The following is a 25419-nucleotide window of genomic DNA, read 5'->3' as shown; positions in this document are numbered from 1 at the left end:
ATTCATCAAAATCAATTCTATAAACCACGTCGGCGTTTATATAAACTACGTCGGCATTTATATAAACCCCGACGTGGTTTATAAAAACGCCGACGGAATCTATAGATTATATCCACATGAATTGAAAATATCACCTATCACACCTATCTTTTTAAAATAATACCGTCAGTTTCCACCTATATATCCGGACAGCGAACTAAAAATATACGGCGTACGACAGAAAAGCCTAAATACAAGAAGGGTCGGAATTGCTTCCAGACAACCCCGACCCTTGCTGATAAATAACGATTCAGCTCATTTCATACGTTCCTTCAGATAATCCGGAATAACCGGCATAGCACCATTCTGCGTACAGACGAATGCCGAAACATCTACCGCCAGACGATGTGCCTCTGTAATAGACATACCTTTCAGCAAGGCAGCAACGAAAGTTGCAGTAAACGAATCACCGGCACCCACCGTATCGGCAACCTCCACCTTCGGAGTCTCTACAAACGATACCTTACCCGGAGTAAATACATAACTGCCGTTCACGCCACAAGTCAGAATCAGCATCTTCAGGTTATACTTGGCCAGCAGAATCCAGCACTTGTCCTGTAGGTCAATACCCGGATAACCGAACATACGGCTTACCGTAACCAGTTCCTCGTCATTAATCTTCAGGATGTTGCACTTCTGGAACGAGTTACACAGAATTTCTTTGGTATAGAAACCCTGACGGAGATTCACATCGAATATCTTCAATGTCTCGTCGGTAACAGGCATGGCATCCAGAAAGCGGTTGATGGTTTCACGGGACACGACGCTACGCTGCGCCAAGGAACCGAAGCAGACCGCCCGGGTACAACGAGCCAGACCTTCCAAAGCATTAGTATAAGGAATATTATCCCAGGCTACCCCCTCTTTGATGTCATAACAAGGGACACCCTCACTATCCAGTTCCACCTGTACCGTACCTGTCGGATAAGGCACCTGTTCAATCATACAGTTCAGTTTCTTTTCGCGGAAATTGTCCAGTATCTCCGACCCCAGTTTGTCTTCACCTACTGCACTGACTACACGGCTCGGAAGTCCAAACTGAGAAACATGATAAGCAAAATTAGCCGGAGCTCCACCGATTTTCTTTCCTTCCGGAAGCACATCCCACAGTGCTTCACCCATTCCTACTACCATTTCATTCATGTGATTCATATGATCAGTGTTTAATTTTCAAGGTATAAAAAAGTAAATAAACAACTCCTACAGTCATTACGCCAACAGCGCCGTCCTGTCCCATGGCATCGCTGGCAAAACCCATCAGCAACGGGAAGACCGTACCGCCGAAAAGTCCCATAATCATCAGGCCGGAAATCTCGTTCTTCTTCTCAGGCAATGAAAGCAATGCCTGTGAGAAAACAATGGAGAAGACATTCGAATTACCGAAACCTATCAGCGCAATAGCCGTATAGATGACATACTGGGCATCGGAAACAAACAGCAAAACCATAGCGGCCAACATACAGATGACACTGATGATGAAGAACAGCCTCGAAGAAACTTTCTGTAGAATAATGGCACCAGAGAAACAACCGATGGTACGGAAAATAAAGTACATGCTGGTAGCGAATGAAGCCTCATCCAACGTCATGCCCAGACGCTCCATCAGAATCTTAGGGGCAGTGGTATTCGTACCTACGTCGATACCGACATGACACATGATACCCAGGAAACAAAGAATGATGAAAGGATTTCCCAACAACTTCAGACAATCCACAAAACCGGAAGCCTTGTCGGGTTTCTCTTCTTCGATCGGAGTCGCACTCAACCACAGGATAGCCAGAATGGCAATGACCATGTAAATAGGGAACAGTACACGCCAGCCCAATCCTAACTGAGGGATGGTACAGGTAGCTCCCCACATGGCAATATAGGGTGCCAGGAAAGAAGCGATGGCTTTCACAAACTGACCGAAAGTCAATGAACTGGCCAGCTTGTCACCGGAAATGATATTACTCAGCAACGGATTCAGGGAAGTCTGCATCAGTGCGTTACCTATACCCAATAAAGAGAAAGAACACAACATCAGCCCGTAGCTGTCACCGAAAATGGGCAGAAGCAAAGACACAAAAGTAACTATCAGACTCAGAAGTACCGTTTTCTTACGCCCGATACGGTTCATCAGTATACCGGTAGGTACGGAAAAAATCAAAAACCAGAAAAATACCAGTGACGGAAAAATATTTGCCTGTGAATCACTCAGGTTCAGATCCGCTTTCACATAGTTCGAAGCAATTCCCACCAGATCAACAAATCCCATGGCAAAAAAGCAGAGCATCACAGGAATCAGCTTCGCATAAAAGGAAGTTGTTTTACTCATAAATAATCTTGGATAAAAAGATAATAAATTAGAAATGGGCCTCACAGAGCGACTTCCGTCCTGCGAAGCCCATACCTGTAAAAGTGACTAAATCAATTATAACCCTAATTTATAGATTTTCATGTTCTCAACCTTGGCTGTGCCACCTTCTGTATAGAAACGAAGACTGTTATATGGCTGAGTAGGGAAAATCAGATTGGTCATGGCAATACGGCCACCGTCTACAAAGATTTCAACCGAACACTTGTCTACAAAGATATCCAGATGATAGGTCTTACCTTCGCAAAGCGAAAGCGGAGCCCATGTACCCAATGCAAAATCATTCTGATAATTGATGGAATTAACTTTTCTTCCGTCATGATTCTCAATGGCATGAGGTTCTGATTTTTCACCGAAAGCAGTCAGACCGCTTTCTGTACGATCCATAACCAATCTCTTGTTCTTCAGATCCAGATAAATCTTGGATCTCTCACCTTTGGCATTATAAAGTTCCAGACCTGCCAGCTGTGAATTACCCGGTACGATATCCATTTCCAATTCGTATGCACCCTCATTGTTCGGAACAATCTCATCGATAACGACTTCATCTTTCACATCCATATTGTCTACAGACCGACTCTCCTTACGCAAAGCCTGTGTTTCTTTCACAGCGTTGGCAGCCATGTAGATTTGTCCGTCTTTGGTGTACAGAGACAATTCGCGAGGCAGAGCGTTCGCACCACGATACTGACGGATAGGAGTAACGTTTGCATACTGCCAGTTACTCATCCAAGGTACAGCGATAATCCGGTCACCGGTATTAGAGAAGCAAACTGTAGCATAATGATCTTTACCGAAATCGAGCCATTTGGTAACTTCAGGTTTAGTATCACATTTGAATTCCTTACCATCGAAATCACCTACAAAATACTCTGTAGCACTTCCACCGAACGGACAACCCGGGTTGATATTCACAATCATCACCCATTTCTTGTTGTTCGGGTCACCGTCTACCGGCAATTGGATGAAATCCGGACATTCGAACTGATTAGGCTGTACACCGTAGCCCTGACCGAACTGACTCAGATATTCCCAATCCTTCAGGTTGGTAGACGAATAGAAACGCATGTTCTTGTCGGCAGAAACAATCATATACCACTTCTGTGCCGGTTCATACCAGAACACTTTCGGATCCCGGAAATCCTTCAATCCGTCAAACGGAGTCAGAATAGGATTCTTTTCATATTTTGTATAAGTACGTCCGTTATCAGTACTATAAGCCATACACTGAATCTGTCCGTGTTCATCGCTAGCCGATGTATAGAAAGCTATCATAGCATCTTTTCCATAACCGGCACTGTTGTTATGGTCTATTACAGTACTTCCAGAGAAGATATGTCCCAGTGTATCTCGGGCAATAGCCGGCTTCAGGTGTTCCCAATGAACCAGATCCTTGCTGACTGAATGTCCCCAATGCATATTTCCCCAACGGGAACCATAAGGATTATATTGGAAATACAAATGATATTCTCCATCCTTGTATACCAAACCGTTAGCATCATTCATCCATCCGTAAGAAGGTGTATGATGATAAACAGGACGATAATAATCAGTATTTTTTGTATCGAATGTATCGGCCAACTGAATATGATCCCAACAAATGGCTTTAGCTCCTACTTTTCCGATCGTAACAGTAGCCTCCTTGGCTCCCTGAGGCAACTCGAACGGCACATAATATTCAATACTGTCTACAGCCAGACGAACATCCATCGCCATGTCTGCAGGACTGCCGGTGTCCAGTTTCACTTTTCCTTCAGTACTTGATTCCTGAATCGGCAGAATCAGATATTTGGTAGGTTTAGTTATGTGTACAATGGTAAGGGTATCACCCTGATGCTCTAAACTAATGGCACTCTTCTGTGGCTGACAAGCGGTAAACCCTGAAACTGCAGCCAAAACCAATGTAAGGTTAACGAATTTCTTTTTCATGGTTATCATATTTTAGACATTTAAATATACTGTTTTTTAAGTATCCATATCCGGACGGCGACAAGTATTTGTCGCCTATCCGTATATTAAAAACAATCTTTTACCTTAATCCTGAAATACCCGATTACTTAAAACTTCAAACTAGCGCTAAATTCTACTGTGAACGGACGTATATAGCTACCGGCCATCACGGTTCCGGCATACTTACTTGCTTCATCTTTGGTTACCAATTCTGCACCTGCAATACTACCCTTTGCACCTGTCTGGTTCAAGAAGTTCACTACAGTACAGCCCAATGAAAGTTGTTTGTTTACCTGCCAATTCAGACCTCCGAAGGTTTCCCAGCGTCCGTTGAAATAATAGGCATCATTGATATTAGCATATGTCTTGCTGAAATAACGGAAACTTGTCCAGATTTTCAAATCCTTGGTAATCATATAACTCGGATCGATTTCTACAATCACCTGCGGGATTTCCGCTACGATATTACCTGTAGCGTTGATTTTGCCTACATAGCCATCAGAGAATTCTACAGAAGTCTCATACTTCTTGTAAGTCGGTTTCTGATAAGTGAAGAGGAAGTGTAAATCAAAACCTTTAAACGGATGTGCTACCACGTCAGTGGTCCATCCCAAAGTCTGTATATCGTATGTCAGCGGAGCAGCCATAATCTCAGTTTGTCCGGCAGCCGTCTTATGCTGCAGATTCAACGTAGAGTTATTGTTTGTCTTCGAAATATAAGAGAAAAGAGAAGTCAAACTCAACCAGCTGTTATTAAAATAGATACCTGCACGTCCCAGAGGTACAGAAATCTTGTCTGTATTCGGTAAAGTTGCCGGTGCAAAATTTTCCAGTTTCGGATGCTGGGTAATGTAAGTAAAGTCTCCGGTAAATCCGAACTCCTTGTTCAGTTTATAAGTAGCCGACGCGGTCAACGCATAATTCAGCCAGTCATAGCTGAAAGGAGTCGGTGCAATCTGGGTACCGTCAGGTGCGGTAGCGCCCAAATAGTAGTTGGAAAAACGTCCTACGTAATTACCGTCAGCATTCAAGACTGCCGCATTATCACCTCGCAATGCCTGATATTCCAAACGTGCCCCATAATAAAGATTGAACTTATCAGTAATATTCCAGTCATGAGTAAAGTAAACTGCCAACTTGTTTTCATGTCCTTTATAATATTCCGAGGCATTCTTGTTAAAATCGTAATAATAGCCGTTTTCTCCGTATGTACGGTCTGCGTAAGTCTGATAATCTGCATTATACAAGCGAACAGGGTAACCACCGTCTGTCGGGACCGACTGGTCATACATGGTGGTAGCCGAACTGTAATCAATATCATAATACCATTCATTCACCCCTAATCTCCAAGTGCTGTTCCCTACAGAACGTGACAATTCTGTTGTAAACATGAACGAATCAATAAATCCCCTGTTCAGACAAGACATACGGCTCTGCACATATTCTCCTGTATATGGCTTCATGCCACCGTCAGCATCTTCATACATATAATTGATACCGGCCTCATTCTTATCGAGCGACATCGGAGTCTGGTAAACACAAGAACCGGTAGAATGGTCGTACTTCATTATAGCCTTCCAATTCAAGCCATTATCCCATGTATAATTATTCATCAAAGTAAATTCACTGCCTTTATTCTGAACTGCATCATACAGACTGGTCTTTTTCAATTCACCTGTACGCATATCCCGATAAATCATTTCATTGTCTACCGGCAAATAAGAAGTAGTACCAAGTGAAAAATCGCCGAACTCCCTTACACTACCATCTCCTACGTATACAAACGGAGCAGACTGAGTAGCATACATATACACCGGATGGCTGTTACTGTAGTGATACATGGCAGTAAGTTCACCCCGATTCTGATTATATCGCTTAGTCAAGGCAAATTTGTAAATCTGAGTACGGTCTTGGAAAGGAGTAGATTTAATCTTGAAAGTACCCGGGTCAAAGTCCTGATAAATGCTTCCGCTATAAAACCAGTCTTTTCCCATACCTCCATTCAGATTCAATGAGAATTCCTGCATTCCAAAATGATTACTCTTATAATTAAGTGTACCGTTAAAACCTTTTTCTCCCAATTGTGTAAAAGAATTTACCGCATAACCGATATTACCGGTAGTAATGGCCGTTTCAGAAATCTTCAACAATCCTACATGGCTCAAGCTTGCATCAGCACGCCACAATGAATTTACACTGTGAGGATTGGTAGCATACGTAACAGGAATACCGTTCTCAAGTACATTCACATCGGCTGAAGGTAGTCCAATCTGGATTTCACGAGGACCATTGGCACTGGCTGCATTCAACATGACATTACGGTTTCCCTCTTCTTTAGAAGGATTGGCTACCTGTGTAGAATCTTGTTGTTGTGCAAAAGCTCCCATACATGCACATGCCAAAAGGAAGACAACAGCACTTATACGCTTTTCCTGTTGATTCAATCTTGCATTCATAGCATTAATATAAATCATTAATAGTTGGTTTTTGAATTTCTCGTGAAGCAAAAATAGAGACTTATTCCATCAGCCTCTTGCATAAATGTTACTTGACCTATCACTTTTGATACCAAGGAGACCGGAAGTAGATGAAAGCAGGACAACAGACAGTTATTTACCATAATCTTCAGGTATAAGATATATACTTTAGTCTACTACACTATATAAATCATCTATCTGATAATCTACAACTTATCCATATAACAAACTGCAAAATATCTACTTTATAAAGATTTTCCATTTATAAATTCCCTCAAAAAGAAAGTAGATATCAGAACTGTAGTTTTACTCTCATTTGAATGGCTGAAAACGCTCAAAAGGGTATAAAAAATTCGTCGGGAAAGTAAAGGGCTTTCCCGACGAATTCATCTTAGACAGAGAACCACTGTTCCACATCTGTATTTCTACCGGATTCATATCAAAAAAATCATTCCGACCTCCGGCTTTCCTCAGCAAAAATCAAGGAAACGGCCTCGATTCCTCACTTGTTTCCTAATGCTTCTTTCCGCTTTCCACTGGTAAAAATCAAATAAATTCCTAACAGGATTAACGGAAGACTAAGCCACTGCCCGATGTTCAATGTCATACCTACTTCCTGAGCTACCTGTGGATTCTTCATAAACTCTAATCCGAAACGGGCACCGAAGAAAATAATCAATGACACACCGGTTATCAAACCAACATGCTTCTGTAATCCATAGAACCGGTACATCACCCACGAAGTGACACCCGCTACCAGACAGTACAACATTTCATAAATCTGGGTAGGATGGCAAGGTAAAGACTCACCGTTAGCATTATATAATTGCTGCCACTCCCGTGAACGGACAAACTCGAATCCCCAAGGTAATGTGGTAGGATAACCGAAGATTTCCGAATTCATCAGATTACCGAAACGAATACACATACAGACTACGGCTACAGCCGGTATCATCCGGTCGAACAGCCACCAGACGCTCTTGCGCGTCACCTTATAAGAATAGATAACCAAAGCCAGAATCAGGGCAAACACACCGCCGTGACTGGCCAGACCACCGTTCCAGATTTTCAGAATCTCCAGCGGATGGGCACCATAATAGCTCCATTCATAGAACAGACAATGCCCCAGGCGGGCACCGATGACACTGCTGACAATGCAATATACAAACAATTTATCCACCCATTTATCGGGATGTCCTTCTTTCTTGAACAGATTGGCTACCATGTTATAAGCCAAAATGAAGCCAATACCCCACATCAAACCGTACCAGCGGATTTCCCGGGGGCCCAAATGAAACAAAACGGGATCGACATCCCAGACAATACTTCCTATCATAGTCTTTTATTTTTTATACGCAAAGAAACAAAAAAAATTGCTACCCTTGAAAAATACTTCTATTTAATCAGGAAAAGGTACTCAATTTATGAATATATACCTTCCTGAAACAATACGGGCCAGATGGAAACGCCCATCCGGCCCGTAGAAATGCTGTTGTTACAGATTATTTTTCGGAAGTCAGTTCTAAAGTAGCCTTCTGTAAACCTTTTGCGGTAGCTTCCAGCGTAATGGAACCTGGCTCTTCACTGGTCTGCACAATGGCAGTCATCATCCCATAGAATACTTTCATTTTCGGTTCCTGGAAAGATTCCAACGATGCCGGATTACCATTGGCGCCCGCACGGTAAATTCCTTTACCTTTCACTTTGAATGAAATTTGGTTATCGGCCATTGGACAGAGATTACCATCCTTATCAACCACACGCACTGTTACAAACGACAAGTCCTTACCGTCGGCCTTCAGTTGGGTGCGGTCCGGTATCAGCTCAATATGATGAGGTTTACCAGCTGTATGGATTTCCTTTTCAGCTACGGCCTTACCATCTTTGTCGTAAGCTACTACTTTTACAGTCCCTGGTTCATACTTGGTATCCATCCACATCAGGCGGTAACGTTTCTGGCGTTTGAAAGTAGCCAATGACAACGAGTCACCGCTGTTTTCTACTGTCACAGACAAATCCTTCGTACGTTTGCCCTGACTTTTTCCATTAATGAACAGTTCGGCAGAAGGATAGTTGGTATAGACGAAAATCGGTGTCACTTCACCTTCACGTCCTTCCCAAGTCCAATGCGGAAGAATATGCAAGGTCTCGGCTTCCTTATTCCAGTGACTGCGATACAAATAGTAACGGTCTTTCGGCAGGCCGGCCAAATCGATGATACCAAACAAAGAAGAATGACTAGGCCAATCGGAATAATATGGTGTCGGTTCACCCAGATAATCGAATCCAGTCCATACAAACTCGCCGATACAATACGGCAAATCTTCATGCTGAATGAAATCATCTTCCGGCAGATTGGACCAGCCACAATGTTCAACATCGTATGATGAAGCCTGATGGTCATCGTATTTCTGCATGGAACGACGTTCTACCGGGAATTTATAAACTCCACGTGAACTGATAGTAGAAGCGGTTTCACTTCCCAAAATGATTTCCTGCGGAAGTTTCGTATAATTCTCTATATATTTATGCGGACGGTAATTGAATCCCGGTACATCCATCACAGCAGCCATGTTGTTGTTGACTACTGCATCCGGAGCATCCATACCTTGAGTGACAGGACGGGTCGGATCCTCACGATGACAGATATCCTGCAACATACGGGTCAGCTTCGGACCTTGTTTACCACTCCACTGATCAGGAACTTCATTACCGATACACCACATTACCACACTCGGGTTATTACGGAAATGATGTAACAGATTCACCAGGTCCTTTTCCACCCAATCATCGAAATTCTTATGGTAACCGTTTTCTACTTTGGCCGTCTTCCATTCATCAAACGATTCAGCCATAACCATCATACCCATTTCGTCACACAGGTTCACCAGTTCCGTAGACGGCATGTTGTGTGAGGTACGGATGGCATTACAACCCATATCCTTCAGAATACGGATCTGACGGCGCAAGGCAGCTTCATTGGTAGCCGCTCCCAACGGACCCAAGTCGTGATGATTACATACACCTTTGAACTGAACACGTTCTCCGTTCAGGAAGAAACCTTTTCCCGGAATCACTTCGATGGAACGGATGCCAAAACGGGTTTCATATTCATCTTTCAGAGTTTCCCCTTCATAGATTTTCGATACGGCTGTATATAAAGAAGGTGTATCGACCGACCATAACTGTGGCTGGTTGATATCAAACTGCTGCTCGAACCTGTTTCCAACTCCTTCATGGAATACTCCCTGCTGAGTCTGAGTAGCCACTACCTTCCCTGACGGATCTTTGATATCAGTCACAATGCGATAATCGGCTATCGATTTTCCAGCAGGCACATCCAACGAAGTCTTCAATACAGCCTGAGCATACTCTTTGTTCACTACCGGAGTTGTCAGTTGAGTGCCCCAAACAGGGACATGGGCATCTTCCGTTACAATCAAACGGATATTCCGATAAAGTCCGGCTCCAGGATACCAACGGGAAGATTCTGTCTCATTTTCCAGACGAACCGCCAATGTATTGGTTCCTTCCGCATGCAGATAAGGAGTTGCGTCTACGGCAAATGCATTATAGCCGTTCGGCCAGTAACATGCTTCTTTACCATTGATATATACACGTGCATGACTCATCGCACCGTCGAAAAGCAATACACACTGTTTACCTTTCGCATAATTAGGTACTGTAAAGTTCAACCGATACCAGCCGACTCCTACAAAAGGTAAACCTCCTGTACGGCCGGCATGCTCCATATCTTCTTTTTGACCGTCTTGAGTGATAGCCGTAAGCTGTTTGTCATTGTTGATACTGAACGGTCCGTAAATAGCCCAGTCGTGAGGTACAGTCACAGACTGCCATTTAGTGTCATTGAGCTGTTCATTACTGAATGTAGCCTGATCCTCGCGAGTAAACTTCCATCCCTTTTCCAACAACTGTTCTACACGCACCTGAGCACCGAGCATCATCGGAAATGCCAATGAGAAAAAGAATAAACTCTTCAGTCTGTAGTTCATCATAGCCTCTCAATTAAGATTAATAATGGTCTTGTTTATAAATAAATTAAATAACTATAGTAAACTTATAAAAAGTTATCAATGCAAGATAGGCATTTAATTAGTAATGCTTAATAACGAAAGCATATTATTAACATATATATTTATCATTTCATATTCATTAGTACTTTAATTCACATAAATAAAATAAGGTCTATAGAAAATGACTTAAGCATTTTTCTACAGACCTTACTGTATATTTTACCAATACGGATACCGATAAATCCCCATTAAACCAGATGGGCAATCAGCTCTTCCCGGTCACCAGCCAATAAATCGATAACTGGAATTTCAATCATGGTATAACATCCCGGTTGCTGTTTCATAGAAGCACGAGCTACACATACCAATACCTGTGCCGTCAATGCCGGATTATTGATTTTCATATCAAATTCAAACAACTGATTGTGAGTTTTTCCAGAAACACCTTTACGTACCAGATTTACGCCATGGCCAACATCATTCAAATCGTCTACACAAGGAACCTGAATAACGTGAGTTTCATCATTTACAAAATAAGCATCAGACTTAATGGCAGCCTCTACAGTCTTGAAATCAGCTCCTTCTTCCAGTTCTACATATACCATACGGCGATGAATACCTGTGCCTACCGGAATAGTCATAGACAAAGCATCCTTCACACCAGCAATGGCACGTACTGCAACAGAATGTCCCATGCTACGGCCTGGACCAAAATTAGTGTATGTAATACCCTTCGGAGCAATAGCCTCCAACAAAGTACGGACTACAGAATCACTTCCCGGATCCCAACCGGCCGAAATGATAGATACAGCCTTATGTTCTTTAGCTGTTTCATCCAACGAACGACGCAAAGATGTAATCTGTGTATGGATGTCGAAGCTGTCTACTGTATTGATACCCAATGCCAGAATTTCTTTAGCATATTTCTCTACGCTACGGGTTGGAGTCGCCAAAATGGCTACATCTACATCCTTCAATTCTTTAATATCCTTTACTACCTGATAATCAGCCAACTCAGCAGGTTTATCGGCATCACCGTTCCGACGAACGATACCTGCTACTTCAAAGTCGGGAGCAGCTTCCAGCGCCTCCAATGTAAATTTACCGATATTTCCGTATCCTACTACGGCAGCTCTAATTTTCTTCATACGTTTTAAGTTATTGTTTGAGTTGAAAATCAAGGAATCTCCTTGACCCGACAAAGTTACAGAATTAGACTCATTCCAAAAAAGAATCATGCAACAAAATAGCAAAAAACAGCATTTGTTGAAGAAGATTAATTATTTTTGCTTACATTTTTCATCTACCCAATAACTATGATAGAATATATAAAAGGTGAACTGACAGAATTGACTCCAGCCATGGCAGTAGTAGAATGCCATGGAATAGGATACGGCATCAACGTATCACTGAACACGTATTCAGCCATCCAAGGCAAAAAAGACATCAAACTCTATATCGTAGAAGCCATCCGCGAAGATGCTCACATCTTGTACGGTTTTTCCACCAAGCAGGAACGGGAACTTTTCCTGCTCCTCATCAGTGTATCCGGAATCGGAGGAAATACCGCCCGGATGATTCTCTCGGCCCTCAGCCCTTCGGAACTTTGTAACGTCATCAGTAGCGGAAACGACAAACTGTTGAAGACCGTCAAAGGTATCGGTCTGAAAACCGCCCAACGCATTATTGTCGATTTGAAAGACAAGATAGGAACAACCGGTATTGAAGCTTCCGATATACTGGTTTCCCCTGCCACTCACGCCCATAGCGAAGTTTACGAAGAAGCTATCGCAGCACTGACTATGCTGGGCTTTGCACAAGTTCCTTCACAAAAAGTAGTTTCTGCTATCTTGAAAGAAGAACCCGAAGCTGCAGTTGAAAAAGTTATTAAATTGGCATTGAAACGGCTCTGAATCTCCTAAACGCCCCCTTTTTAAAATTCTATTGTGTCATTTCTATGATTTTCTTTAGAAAAGTAGAAATCCATATCCACTTTACTCCAAAGTCCGCCTCTCGATTCATACGTCGAAAGACGGACTTTTCCACGCTACAATCTCTATTTTTTCCTTATAGAAATAACTTTCTTCTCGTTCTTTGAAATCTTACAGCTGTTTATCCAATAATCTTTCGAAACTGTACATAATCCTACAAATTTCATTAATAATCCCTATAGCAATAGACATTTTCATTATAAACAGGGTTTAATATAGACAAGTTCACCGTTTAAAAGAGGCATTAGTTTCATATTGATACTTAACGCGGATAAAATATTTCATTTTATAAGAAAACAAACAGGAAACCAAACGAGTTGTAACAACAGAAGAGATGCAACAAAAAAGAATATCATAAAAAGCCGTTCTAAAGAATCATTTTGACCTATTTTCTGTATTTTTGCAAAATCGACAATAGAAATAAAACAATATAACATACAAAAGGTAAGCAAATACAATGAAAGAGAATCTTTTTATCAATCCAACGTCTGTTTATCCTACACAGCACGGCCCGTCAGCCGAAGGTCTTTATAGCCCCGAAAACGAGCACGATGCCTGCGGTGTAGGTATGATTGTAGACATCCACGGAAACAAGTCACACGAATTGGTAGACCAAGCGCTTCGGGTACTGGAAAACATGAAACATCGTGGTGCAGAAGGAGCCGATAACAAGACAGGTGACGGAGCAGGTATCATGCTGCAGATTCCGCATGAATTCATTCTATTACAAGGCATCCCGGTACCCGAGAAGGGAAAATATGGAACCGGACTGATTTTCTTACCCAAAGACGAGGAAGAACAGAAACACATCCTGAGTATCCTCATCGAGGAAGTAGAACGTGAAGGATTGACATTGATGCATCTGCGTAATGTACCGGTCAACTCTTCTATTCTGGGTAAAGACGCTCTGGCCACCGAACCGGATATCAAGCAGGTATTCATCACCGGAGCCAGCGATACAGCCAACCTGGAACGTACGCTATATATCATCCGCAAACGGATAGAAAAACGCATCCAGCACAAAGATTTTTACATTGTTTCGCTTTCCAGCAAGAACATTGTATATAAAGGTATGCTGTCCTCCATGCAGGTACGTGAATATTTTCCGGACCTGACACAACCTTATTTCACCAGCGGACTGGCTGTAGTACACTCGCGTTTCAGTACAAATACCTTCCCTACTTGGAGCTTGGCACAACCGTTTCGTCTGCTGGCTCACAACGGTGAAATCAATACCATCCGTGGTAACCGTGCCTGGATGGAAGCCCGCGAAAGTGTACTTTCCACCCCTGCATTAGGGAACATCAAGGATATCCGACCAATTATCCAGCCCAATATGAGCGACAGCGCTTCGCTTGATAATGTACTGGAATTTTTTGTAATGTCCGGTCTGAGCCTGCCACATGCCATGGCCATGCTGGTACCGGAATCCTTCAACGACAAGAATCCTATCAGTGAAGACCTGAAAGCCTTTTATGAGTACCACTCCATTCTGATGGAACCATGGGATGGGCCGGCAGCCCTGTTGTTCAGTGACGGACGGTATGCCGGTGGTATGCTCGACCGTAACGGACTGCGTCCTGCCCGCTACCTGATTACCAAGAACGACATAATGGTAGTTGCCAGTGAAGCGGGAGTCATCAGCTTCGAACCGGGAGACATTAAAGAAAAAGGGCGTCTGCAACCAGGTAAAATTCTGTTAGTCGATACCCAGGAAGGAAAAATCTATTATGATGGCGAATTGAAGGAACAGTTGGCCACAGCCAAACCGTATCGTCAATGGTTGTCTGCCAACCGTATTGAACTTGATACCTTGCGTAGCGGACGTAAAGTACAGAATAAGGTAGAGAATCACGACCGGATGCTTCGTACATTCGGATTTACCCGCGAGGACATTGAACGGACCATTACTCCGATGTGCAACAACGGTTCCGAACCTACGGCTTCCATGGGTAACGACACCCCGCTGGCCGTTTTGTCTGATAAGCCGCAACTGCTGTTCAATTATTTCCGTCAACAATTCGCCCAAGTAACAAATCCGGCCATTGACCCGATTCGCGAAGAGCTGGTCATGTCACTCACTGAATACATCGGTGCGGTAGGTATGAATATCCTGGTACCGAACGAGAGCCACTGCAAAATGGTTCGTCTGCCTCATCCGGTTTTAAACAATACGCAACTGGATATCCTGTGTAACATCCGGTACAAAGGATTCAACACCGTGAAACTCCCGATGCTGTTTGAGGTCGGCAGAGGAAAAGTCGGTCTACAGGATGCCCTGAACCAATTATGCAAGAAAGCCGAAGAATCGGTGAACGACGGAGTAAACTACATCATCCTGTCCGATAGAGGCATCGATGCCGAACATGCCGCCATCCCTTCATTATTGGCTGTCAGTGCTGTGCATCATCACCTGATTTCCGTACAGAAACGTGTACAGACTGCCTTGATTGTAGAAAGCGGCGAAATCCGTGAAGTGATGCATGCCGCTCTATTGTTAGGCTACGGTGCCAGCGCCATCTGTCCATACATGGTCTTCTCTATTTTGGACGACCTGGTAGCGAAAGGCGACATACAGATGAATTACGAAACAGCCGAGAAAAACTACATCAAAGCTATTCGGAAAGGATTATATAAGATAATGAGTAAAATGGGTATCAGTACCATTCGCTCGTACCGGGGTGCCAAGATTTTCGAAGCAGTCGGTCTGAGCGAGGAGCTGCTGAATGCCTATTTCGGGACCAGCACTTCCTCTATCGGCGGTATCCGTCTGGAAGAAATAGCCAAAGACTACATCGCTTTCCACGATGCCGGTTTCACTCCCAAGGAGATGTCTGATCTGCTGCCTAACATCGGCCAGTTCTCTTATCGGAAAGACGGTGAAAAGCATGCATGGAATCCGGAAACCATCGCTGCCCTACAACTGGCTACCCGTCTGGGCAGTTACAAGAAGTTCAAGGAGTTCACTCATCTGGTAGACGATAAAGAATCGCCTATTTTCCTTCGTGACTTCTTCCGCTTCAAACGAAATCCGATTCCCATCGACCAGGTAGAACCGGTAGAGAACATTGTGAAGCATTTCGTCACCGGTGCCATGTCATTCGGAGCCATCAGCAAGGAAGCACACGAAGCACTGGCACTGGCCATGAATAAACTGGACTCCCGCAGCAACACCGGCGAAGGTGGAGAAGATTCTGATCGCTTCCATGAAACATTCGACGGTATTTCCCTGTCCAGCAAAACCAAACAGATTGCCTCCGGACGATTTGGAGTAACAACCGAATATCTGGTAAATGCGGAAGAAATACAGATTAAGGTAGCACAAGGCGCAAAACCGGGAGAAGGAGGACAATTGCCGGGCTTCAAGGTAAACGAAATCATCGCCAAGACCCGCCACTCCATTCCGGGTATCTCACTGATTTCACCGCCGCCTCACCATGATATCTACTCCATTGAAGATTTGGCGCAATTGATCTTTGACTTAAAGAACGTAAACCCCAAAGCGAAAATCAGCGTGAAACTGGTAGCGGAGAGCGGTGTAGGCACCATTGCTGCCGGTGTAGCCAAAGCGAAAGCCGATCTGATTGTCATATCAGGTGCCGAAGGCGGTACAGGAGCTTCTCCGGCTTCTTCCATGCGATATGCCGGCATCTCTCCGGAAATCGGGCTGAGCGAAACTCAACAGACACTGGTACTAAACGGTCTGCGCGGACAAGTACGCCTACAAACCGACGGACAGATAAAAACCGGTCACGACATTATCAGCATGGCCCTGTTGGGAGCCGAGGAATTCGGTTTCGGAACGACTGTCCTGATTGTACTGGGATGTGTCATGATGCGTAAATGTCATACCAACACATGTCCGGTGGGGGTAGCTACTCAAGACCCGCAATTGCGAGAACATTTCCGCGGACATTACCAATATGTAGTGAACTACTTCCAGTTCCTGGCTCAGGAAGTCCGAGAATACCTGGCCGAAATGGGATTCACCCGTCTGGAAGATATCGTGGGACGCACTGATCTGATTGAGCTGAAACCTCAACAACCAGGGACGAAAGCCTCTCTGCTTGATTTCAGCCGCATGCTGCATAAAGTAGACAGCAAAGCTGCGATCCACAACGTAACAGACCAGATACATGAAATCAGCCAGGTGAAGGATGTAGCCATGATAGCAGCCTGTCAGGAAGCCTTGGAAAACGGTAAGGAAGTATCGTTAGAATATGCCATCGCCAATACAGACCGTTCCGTAGGAGCCATGTTATCCGGAGCTGTTGCCGCCAAGTACGGAAATGCCGGATTACCGGAACAGACCATTAACGTGAAGTTCAAAGGATCTGCCGGACAGAGTTTCGGTGCATTCCTGGCTCATGGTATCAGTTTCAGACTGGAAGGTGAAGCCAATGACTATTTAGGAAAAGGATTGAGTGGTGGACGCATTTCCGTACAACCTCCGGTCCGTTCCAACTTCGAAGCAGAGAAAAATACAATTGCAGGAAACACCTTGTTATACGGTGCTACTAGTGGAGAAGTATATATCAACGGTCGGGTAGGCGAACGATTCTCTGTACGTAACTCAGGCGCTATCGCCGTTGTAGAAGGAGTAGGTGACCATTGTTGTGAATATATGACAGGAGGCCGTGTAGTCGTATTGGGAGAAACCGGACGAAACTTCGCTGCCGGTATGAGTGGCGGTGTAGCTTATGTCTGGGACAAGAACCATAACTTCGATTATTTCTGCAATATGGAAATGGTAGAACTTTCCTTGCTGGAAGACAGTACTGCACGCAAGGAACTGCACGAACTGATTCGTCAACACTATCTCTACACCGGTTCTCAACTGGCCCGTACTATGCTCGACAACTGGAACCGCTACATTGATGAGTTTATCCAGGTAACTCCGATTGAATACAAGCGCGTACTGGCCGAAGAACAGATGCGGAAACTACAACAGAAGATTGCCGAAGTACAGAGAGATTATTAATTATAACCAATAGAAAATAAGCATTATGGGAAATCCCAAAGCATTCCTTACTATACCGCGCCAGGAGGCAGGATACCGCCCGGTGCACGACCGCATCGCCGATTTTGGTGAAGTGGAACAGACGCTGAACGTCAGCGATCGCAGACTACAGGCTTCGCGTTGCATGGACTGTGGCGTACCTTTCTGCCACTGGGCCTGTCCGCTAGGCAACCGTCCGCCAGAGTTTCAGGACGCAGTTTTCCGCGGACGCTGGAAAGAAGCCTACGAGATATTGAGTCAGACCAACGATTTTCCTGAATTTACCGGACGTATCTGCCCTGCCCTCTGTGAAAAATCGTGTGTACTGAAACTAAGTATGGACGCTCCTGTCACTATCCGTGAAGATGAGTGTGCAGTCATCGAAACAGCCTTTCAGGAAGGTTATGTACAACCCCGTCAGTACGAACGAAACGGAAAGAAAGTAGCAGTCATCGGTTCCGGTCCTACCGGGCTGGCTGCTGCTAATCAGCTGAATCAGAAAGGCTACGAAGTTACCGTTTTCGAGAAACAGGAATATGTAGGCGGATTATTGAGATTCGGCATTCCAAATTTCAAGCTGCAAAAAGGCATCATTAATCGTCGTATCCAGGTCATGGAAACTGAAGGTATCGTTTTCCAAACGAACGCTGACATTGACCTGAATCACCTGCCGGAAGGATTTGACGCTTACTGTATCTGCACAGGAACTCCTGAAGCCCGCGACCTGAAGATTCCAGGACGTGACCTGAAAGGAATTCATTTCGCCATGGAAATGCTTGCCCAGCAAAACCGGGTATTGGCCGGACAGACATTCAGCAAAGAAGAACGAATCAGTGCCAAAGGCAAACATGTATTGGTCATTGGGGGTGGAGATACGGGAAGCGACTGCATCGGTACCAGCAACCGTCAGGGAGCTGTCAGTGTCACTCAGATAGAAATCATGCCCAAACCGCCGGTTGGTCAAAATCCGGCAACACCGTGGCCACAATGGCCCGTAGTACTGAAAACCAGTTCCAGTCATGAAGAAGGCTGCGAACGCCGTTGGAGCCTCACTTCCAATCAGTTCATTGGAGAAAACGGACATGTTACCGGTGTAGAAGTGGAAGAGGTAGAATGGGTACCGAATCCTGAAGGCGGACGTCCCATCATGAGACCTACCGGTAAGAAAGAAATTCTGAAAGCGGATCTCGTCCTGCTGGCCATGGGATTTCTGAAACCCGAACATCCTGCCTATGCCGAGAACGTGTTCCTGGCCGGTGATGCAGCTACAGGAGCCAGTCTGGTAGTGAAGTGTATTGCCGGTGGACGTAAAGCCGCCGCAGATATTGATGCCTACCTGACCGGCAAATAATTGCCAACCGGCTGCTCTCATATTGTCCCGACTCCGGCCGGGACAAACTACATACAAATTACAACAACTTTTAAACGATACAACTATGTGTGGAATAGCAGCGATATTCAAGATAAAAGAACAAACTCAGGAATTACGTAAGAAAGCTTTGGAAATGGCCAAGAAAATTCGCCACCGTGGTCCCGACTGGAGCGGTATCTATTGCGGAGGCTCAGCTATCCTGGTCCATGAACGACTCTCGATTGTCGACCCTCAAAGCGGAGGACAACCCCTGTATTCTCCAGACAAGAAACAGATTCTGGCTGTCAACGGGGAAATCTACAACCACCGGGAAATCCGAGAACGCTTTAAAGGACGGTATGAATTCCAGACCGGCAGCGACTGTGAAGTCATTCTGGCTCTTTACCGCGAAAAAGGAACTGATTTTCTGGAAGACCTGAGCGGTATCTTCGCATTTGCCCTCTACGATGAAGAAAAGGATGACTTTTTGATCGCACGAGATCCGATTGGCGTAATTCCTCTCTATATCGGCCGTGATAAGGAAGGCAAAATATACTGTGCCAGCGAACTGAAAGCTTTGGAAGGTTTCTGCGATTCTTATGAACCTTTTCTACCCGGACATTGTTATATAGGCAGCGAAGGTGTGATGAAACGCTGGTATACACGCGACTGGATGAAGTATGACGAATCTCTTCCGGAAACCGTTTCCTCAGAGACATACCAACAAGAGGTTACAGCCGTACACGATGCGCTGGAAGATGCCGTTCGCCGCCAACTGATGAGCGACGTACCTTACGGAGTATTGCTGTCAGGCGGTCTGGACAGTTCGGTCATCTCAGCCATCGCCAAACAGTTCGCTGCCAAACGTATCGAGACAGACGGACAGAAAGAGGCCTGGTGGCCACAACTTCACTCATTTGCCGTCGGCCTGGAAGGCTCACCCGACTTGGCCAAAGCACGTGAAGTAGCCGATTTTATCGGAACCGTCCACCACGAAATCCACTACACCATTCAGGAAGGACTGGATGCTATCCGCGATGTCATCTATTACATCGAAACTTACGATGTCACCACCGTCCGCGCCTCTACCCCTATGTATCTGCTGGCACGTGTTATCAAGAGCATGGGTATCAAGATGGTATTGAGCGGCGAAGGAGCTGATGAAGTATTCGGCGGTTACCTCTACTTCCACAAGGCACCCGATGCACGGGCTTTCCACGAGGAAACTGTACGTAAGCTCTCGAAACTATACCTGTACGACTGTCTCCGCGCCAACAAATCACTTTCCGCCTGGGGAGTAGAAGGACGTGTACCTTTCCTCGATAAGGAATTCCTGGATGTAGCGATGCGTATCCATCCGGCCAGCAAGATGTGTCCGGGCAAGACCATCGAAAAAAAAGTGGTTCGTGAAGCCTTTGCTCACCTGCTTCCAGAGAGCGTCGCCTGGCGACAGAAGGAACAGTTCTCCGACGGTGTAGGATACAGCTGGATTGACACGTTGAAACAGATCACCTCCGAAGCGGTAAGCGATGAACAGATGGCACATGCGGCAGAACGCTTCCCCATCCACACACCGATGAACAAGGAAGAATATTATTACCGCAGCATCTTCGAGGAATATTTCCCGAGCGAAAGCGCTGCGCTGAGTGTACCAAGTGTGCCGAGCGTAGCCTGTTCGACAGCCGAAGCACTGGCCTGGGATGCTTCTTTCCAAGGAAAGAATGAACCGAGCGGCCGTGCTGTAGCCGGCATACACGAAGAAGCTTACGAACAATGAACAACTCAAAAACTAACTTTATATAATGAAAATCCAATTCACCAAAATGCACGGAGCAGGCAACGACTACATTTACGTAAACACGTTGAAGTATCCCGTTGCCAATCCGGAAACACTTTCTATCGCATGGAGCCGCCCACACTTCGGTATCGGCAGCGACGGACTTGTACTGATAGGTCCTTCTGAAAAGGCAGATTTCAGTATGCGCATTTTTAATGCCGACGGTTCGGAAGCTATGATGTGCGGAAACGCCAGCCGTTGCATCGGGAAATACGTATACGAGCACGGACTGAGCCAACACACGGAAATCACGCTGGAAACCCTTTCCGGAATCAAGACACTCCACCTGCATGTAGCTGAAGGGAAAGTCAATACCGTTACCGTAGACATGGAACAGCCGTTGCTGGAAAATAAACAACAGTTGGCAACAGCTTCCGGAAGCATGATGGATGGAGAAATCAAAGCCGACGGACAGACATTCAAAGGAACATTCGTCTGCATGGGAAATCCGCATTTCGTCATCTTCGTGCCCGATGTCATGCAGATTCCTCTCACCGAAATCGGTCCGAAACTGGAACATCATCCCCTCTTTCCGGAACGCTGCAACATTGAGTTCGCTCAAATCCGTGAAGATGGAAGTATCCGTATGCGAGTTTGGGAACGGGGCTCCGGCATCACCCTGGCCTGCGGTACAGGTGCCTGTGCTACTGCCGTAGCCGCTTCGGTTACTGGAAGAACCGGACGCAGCAGTGACATTGAGATGGATGGGGGTACTCTGCATATCGAATGGACGGCAGACAACCGCATTCTCATGACCGGGCCTGCTACCACCGTGTTCGATGGAGAAATAACGATTTAAAAACAACCAAGGAAACAGACTTTTATGGCAATAGTAAACGAAAATTTTTTGAAATTACCAGGTAGTTACCTGTTCTCGGATATCGCAAAGAAAGTGAATGCATTCAAAATTGCTCATCCCGAAGCCAAACTCATCCGTTTGGGTATAGGCGACGTTACCCGTCCGCTTCCCCCTGCTTGCATCGAAGCCATGCATCGTGCGGTAGACGAGATGGCTCACGCTGAGACTTTTCGGGGCTACGGTCCGGAACAGGGGTACGATTTCCTGATTGAAGCCATCATCGCCAACGATTTTGCTCCCCGCGGTGTCCAGTTAAAAGCATCGGAAGTATTCGTCAGTGACGGAGCAAAAAGCGATACCGGTAATATCGGTGATATCTTACAGGGCTGCAACAGCGTAGCCGTAACAGATCCAGTTTATCCGGTTTATATCGACAGCAACGTGATGAGTGGACGTGCCGGCGACTTGCAGGAAGACGGACGCTGGAGCCGTATCACCTACTTGCCGTGTACAGCAGAGAACGGTTTTATTCCGCAGATTCCGGATATACGCATGGATATGGTATACCTGTGCTACCCGAACAATCCGACCGGTACCACTCTGACGAAAGAACAACTGAAGCAATGGGTGGATTACGCCTTGGCCAACGACAGCCTCATCCTTTTCGACGCTGCCTACGAAGCCTTCATCCGTGAAGACAATGTTCCCCACTCCATCTACGAGATAGAAGGCGCCAAGCAATGTGCCATTGAGTTCCGCAGTTTCTCGAAGACTGCCGGATTCACCGGTGTACGTTGTGGGTATACGGTAGTACCGGAAGAAGTCATGGCTCGGACAAGCAACGGCGAACGTGTTTCGCTGAACAGACTGTGGAACCGTCGCCAGTGTACCAAGTTCAACGGGACAAGCTACGTTACCCAGCGAGCTGCCGAAGCCATTTACAGTCCCGAAGGAAAAAAACAGGTAAAGGAGACTATCGATTATTACCTGGAAAACGCACGCATCATGCGCGAAGGTTTCCAGCAAGCCGGCTTTCAGGTATTCGGCGGTGTAAACTCTCCATATCTGTGGCTGAAGACCCCTCAAGACTGCACTTCCTGGCAGTTCTTCGACCGTCTGCTGAACGATGTCCACGTAGTAGGTACACCGGGCGTAGGCTTTGGCCCCAGCGGAGAAGGCTACCTGCGACTCACAGCCTTCGGTAAACGGGAGGATTGCATTGAAGCGATGAAACGTATCGCTAAATGGGCTAAGTAGATTCTTTTTCTATACAATAGTTTTGCGGTAACCTGCCTTCCGAAATGGAGGTGGGTTACCGCTGTTTTCAACGGGACATATTTATCCCTTAGGAATATCATGTCGCAACAAATCACCGCAACGAGATTTTACCTCCTGATAAATATACCGACAATGCTGCTCACTCATCCGAATCTTTATACCCACAGCTATCATATCCATCAAAGTAGGATTTCCTTTGGTGTTGACAAAAGTAGCATGTTCGCCATTATATCCTTCTGTGCATAAAGTCAAATCGTAGGCTGGAGCAAGTTCCCATCTCCATTTTCCCTTTCCAGTCTGTTTACAGATAAAACTGAAATTCTTGCAATGATCACCCTTATTATCTGTCAAGTAATTGAAGATCATCCGACGATACATTTCCTCCACATCAGCAGGATTTTGAGTCAGGAAACCAGTCAATGCCAACAGGTTACTATAATCCAACACCGGATTAGACAATGATATACACAATGTCCGGAGTCAGAGACAGGACACCTACCGGTATACCGTGATAGTTAACAGTCAATTTTTCAATCTTCATCTTGTTTGTACGCTCTTTTCTTGTTACTGTTCTTCCGGATTTGGGTAAGCTCCTCCATCGTATCATATTTCGGTTGCACAAACAGGTTACGGAGTTCTGAAACATATCCCAATGCAATAGCCAGCCCTATCAGATTCTTCAGTGAAATCAATCCCTTCTGTTCAAAACGGACAATATTACTGACAGCTACCCCTGCCTTTGCGGCTACCTCCTCCCGCGTCAGGTTTTTCTCTACTCTCCTACGGCGGAAATCATTGGCAATATCTCGTGAAATATCATCGGGATTATCCAATGTATAGTTATCCAATACCGATAACATATTATCTGTATCTATGGAACTCATAAGAAAACTGTGTATATATTATCAGTTGTAAAGATAAGGATAATTGAGAGATTATCCAAATTATATCCTGCTGATATTACTTTCTTTTAAAAGCTGTTTAAATGACCTTCAAAATCCATTCGACATCACCAGAAACAGGTATATCAAGTTCTTTCTATTCTACAAAAGATTCTCCCGATGATTGGTTTCACGCTTTCACACAAATCCAATAGTTTGAAAAACAAAAGCATACTGTGAAAGATAATATTTCACGGTGAAAGATGATGTTTCCTTTCCATTTTCATTACATGAATTGCGACTGAAGAAGTCAACCTATTTTTGGACAAAACAATATTCCACAACCAATAAGTATCAAAGAGGAATCTCCCTATTCGTTCAAGAAACAGAATGCTTGCATCAGATTCAGGTGCAGGTACCTGCTATTTTTGCAGGAAATCAACAAATTAAACTAAAACGATGAAGAAGATATTGAATTACACAATCGCCATGCTATGTATGTTCATGGCTTTCGGATGCAGTAACGGAGTAAAGGACATGGCTTATTCGTATACAGACCAGATAAGCGGCGATGTAACCGTCATCAGGCTGTTCGAGGAAAAGGGGAAAGTGCTGATAACCAGGTTTTCCGCCTGGGAGATAGAACAGCATCAGGAAGAGCTGTATCTATGTTATGGCAAGATGATGCAGAGGGCTTCATACCAACAGTTGGACGATGTGATAAACATCATGCAACACAATGAAATTACAGACAAGATTATCTTACAGGAAGACGGAGGTTTACGGTATAAAGCCGATGTATACTGGCCGGACAAACGTTTCAAGGATATCAAACCGGTCGGCAAATATGGTGGCAAAGCCTATATCGCCAACTTGTCCGAAGGAAATGGTGCCATCTACCTTGCATTCATCAATGAACGGAAACTGTATTACGTAGTCTTCAATGCCAAAATTAATGAATTTGAGGATGTCAAGTTATGTGATTATGAAATATCCGGAAAGAAGATTCTGGTGAGTGACCTGGATCTGTTTTTCGAAGAAGAAGGCGAAAACTTTCTAATCATGAACACAGGATGGTCTTATGTAACATTCAAGTCCATCGGCGAACTTGACGATTATAAATTGTGGGAAGATGTGCTGTCGGAACTGTAGGATTTACCAACTCCAAGATGGATGTTAGTCTTGCCAACGACACTGAATACTAATTGGGAAGTGAACAGGTATCCACCGGAATATGCAAATATAAGAGCTATGCAAATAATGAAACGTACACAGAACGAAGCTGACACCCGACAGGTCCTCAGCGTAATCGAAGACTACAACACCGCACTTACCTTACTTGACGATTATGACCATCAGTGCATGAAACGTCCGCAAGGCAGCAAAGCTATTTATGTATTGAACTATGAAGAATGCCGCAAGCTGAT

16 protein-coding genes are annotated in these 25419 nt (G+C 44.9%); 7 read left to right on the top strand and 9 right to left on the bottom strand.

The features are described 5' to 3' along the window. Positions 1–294: 294 nt before the first annotated feature. The 7 genes from C510_RS0107515 to C510_RS0107480 all read right to left on the bottom strand — a co-directional run bounded on the left by C510_RS0107515 (position 295) and on the right by C510_RS0107480 (position 12004). Positions 295–1182 carry a carbohydrate kinase family protein gene (locus tag C510_RS0107515; protein ID WP_025892322.1) on the bottom strand — a complete coding sequence of 296 codons (888 nt, stop codon included), beginning with the start codon at positions 1180–1182 and terminating at the stop codon, positions 295–297. 13 nt (positions 1183–1195) lie between these two features. Beyond that, entirely contained in the window at positions 1196–2356 is a 1161-nt protein-coding gene (locus C510_RS0107510) for an MFS transporter (RefSeq protein WP_025892321.1), read from the bottom strand. Between the two features lie 96 nt (positions 2357–2452). Then, positions 2453–4324: a glycoside hydrolase family 32 protein gene (locus tag C510_RS0107505; protein WP_025892320.1), complete on the bottom strand. Its 1872-nt coding sequence runs from the start codon at positions 4322–4324 to the stop codon at positions 2453–2455. A 128-nt stretch (positions 4325–4452) separates the two neighbouring features. Continuing rightward, positions 4453–6819 (bottom strand): porin family protein, encoded by a 2367-nt coding sequence (locus C510_RS0107500; protein WP_018710724.1) that lies wholly within the window; start codon positions 6817–6819, stop codon positions 4453–4455. Positions 6820–7324: 505 nt separating this feature from the next. Next, positions 7325–8158: a prolipoprotein diacylglyceryl transferase gene (gene lgt / locus C510_RS0107490; RefSeq protein WP_018710722.1), complete on the bottom strand. Its 834-nt coding sequence runs from the start codon at positions 8156–8158 to the stop codon at positions 7325–7327. 166 nt (positions 8159–8324) lie between these two features. Beyond that, on the bottom strand, positions 8325–10787 hold the full coding sequence (gene galB / locus C510_RS0107485; RefSeq protein ID WP_425311418.1) for a beta-galactosidase GalB: 2463 nt from the start codon (positions 10785–10787) through the stop codon (positions 8325–8327). A 317-nt stretch (positions 10788–11104) separates the two neighbouring features. Next, positions 11105–12004 carry a diaminopimelate dehydrogenase gene (locus tag C510_RS0107480; RefSeq protein WP_018710720.1) on the bottom strand — a complete coding sequence of 300 codons (900 nt, stop codon included), beginning with the start codon at positions 12002–12004 and terminating at the stop codon, positions 11105–11107. Positions 12005–12172: 168 nt separating this feature from the next. Between C510_RS0107480 and ruvA the strand changes: the two genes are divergently transcribed. From ruvA to C510_RS0107450, 6 genes are all read left to right on the top strand, one after another. After that, positions 12173–12769 (top strand): Holliday junction branch migration protein RuvA, encoded by a 597-nt coding sequence (gene ruvA / locus C510_RS0107475; RefSeq protein WP_018710719.1) that lies wholly within the window; start codon positions 12173–12175, stop codon positions 12767–12769. Between the two features lie 535 nt (positions 12770–13304). Further along, on the top strand, positions 13305–17828 hold the full coding sequence (gene gltB, locus C510_RS0107470) for a glutamate synthase large subunit (protein ID WP_018710718.1): 4524 nt from the start codon (positions 13305–13307) through the stop codon (positions 17826–17828). A gap of 25 nt (positions 17829–17853) precedes the next feature. Continuing rightward, complete coding sequence (locus C510_RS0107465; protein WP_018710717.1) at positions 17854–19197, top strand: glutamate synthase subunit beta; 1344 nt, start codon at positions 17854–17856, stop codon at positions 19195–19197. A gap of 85 nt (positions 19198–19282) precedes the next feature. Then, positions 19283–20974, top strand: a complete 1692-nt coding sequence (asnB, locus tag C510_RS0107460; protein ID WP_018710716.1) for an asparagine synthase B — start codon at positions 19283–19285, stop codon at positions 20972–20974. A 25-nt stretch (positions 20975–20999) separates the two neighbouring features. Beyond that, positions 21000–21833, top strand: a complete 834-nt coding sequence (gene dapF / locus C510_RS0107455; protein WP_018710715.1) for a diaminopimelate epimerase — start codon at positions 21000–21002, stop codon at positions 21831–21833. Positions 21834–21857: 24 nt separating this feature from the next. After that, entirely contained in the window at positions 21858–23090 is a 1233-nt protein-coding gene (locus C510_RS0107450) for an LL-diaminopimelate aminotransferase (protein ID WP_018710714.1), read from the top strand. A gap of 81 nt (positions 23091–23171) precedes the next feature. Here the strand turns inward: C510_RS0107450 and C510_RS0107445 are convergent, their stop codons facing one another. Both C510_RS0107445 and C510_RS0107435 read right to left on the bottom strand, forming a co-directional pair. After that, on the bottom strand, positions 23172–23558 hold the full coding sequence (locus C510_RS0107445; protein ID WP_244870462.1) for a HipA domain-containing protein: 387 nt from the start codon (positions 23556–23558) through the stop codon (positions 23172–23174). Between the two features lie 83 nt (positions 23559–23641). Then, positions 23642–23995 carry a helix-turn-helix domain-containing protein gene (locus tag C510_RS0107435; RefSeq protein ID WP_025892316.1) on the bottom strand — a complete coding sequence of 118 codons (354 nt, stop codon included), beginning with the start codon at positions 23993–23995 and terminating at the stop codon, positions 23642–23644. Positions 23996–24451: 456 nt separating this feature from the next. On the opposite strand from C510_RS0107435, the gene C510_RS0107430 reads away from it, so the two are divergent. Continuing rightward, positions 24452–25144 (top strand): hypothetical protein, encoded by a 693-nt coding sequence (locus C510_RS0107430; RefSeq protein WP_025892315.1) that lies wholly within the window; start codon positions 24452–24454, stop codon positions 25142–25144. The last annotated feature ends 275 nt before the right edge of the window (positions 25145–25419 follow it).

The organism is Phocaeicola barnesiae DSM 18169 = JCM 13652 (assembly GCF_000374585.1).
Lineage (GTDB): Bacteria > Bacteroidota > Bacteroidia > Bacteroidales > Bacteroidaceae > Phocaeicola > Phocaeicola barnesiae.
Note: the sequence above shows the minus strand (reverse complement) of the source record. Positions and strands in the feature narration are given on the sequence as shown.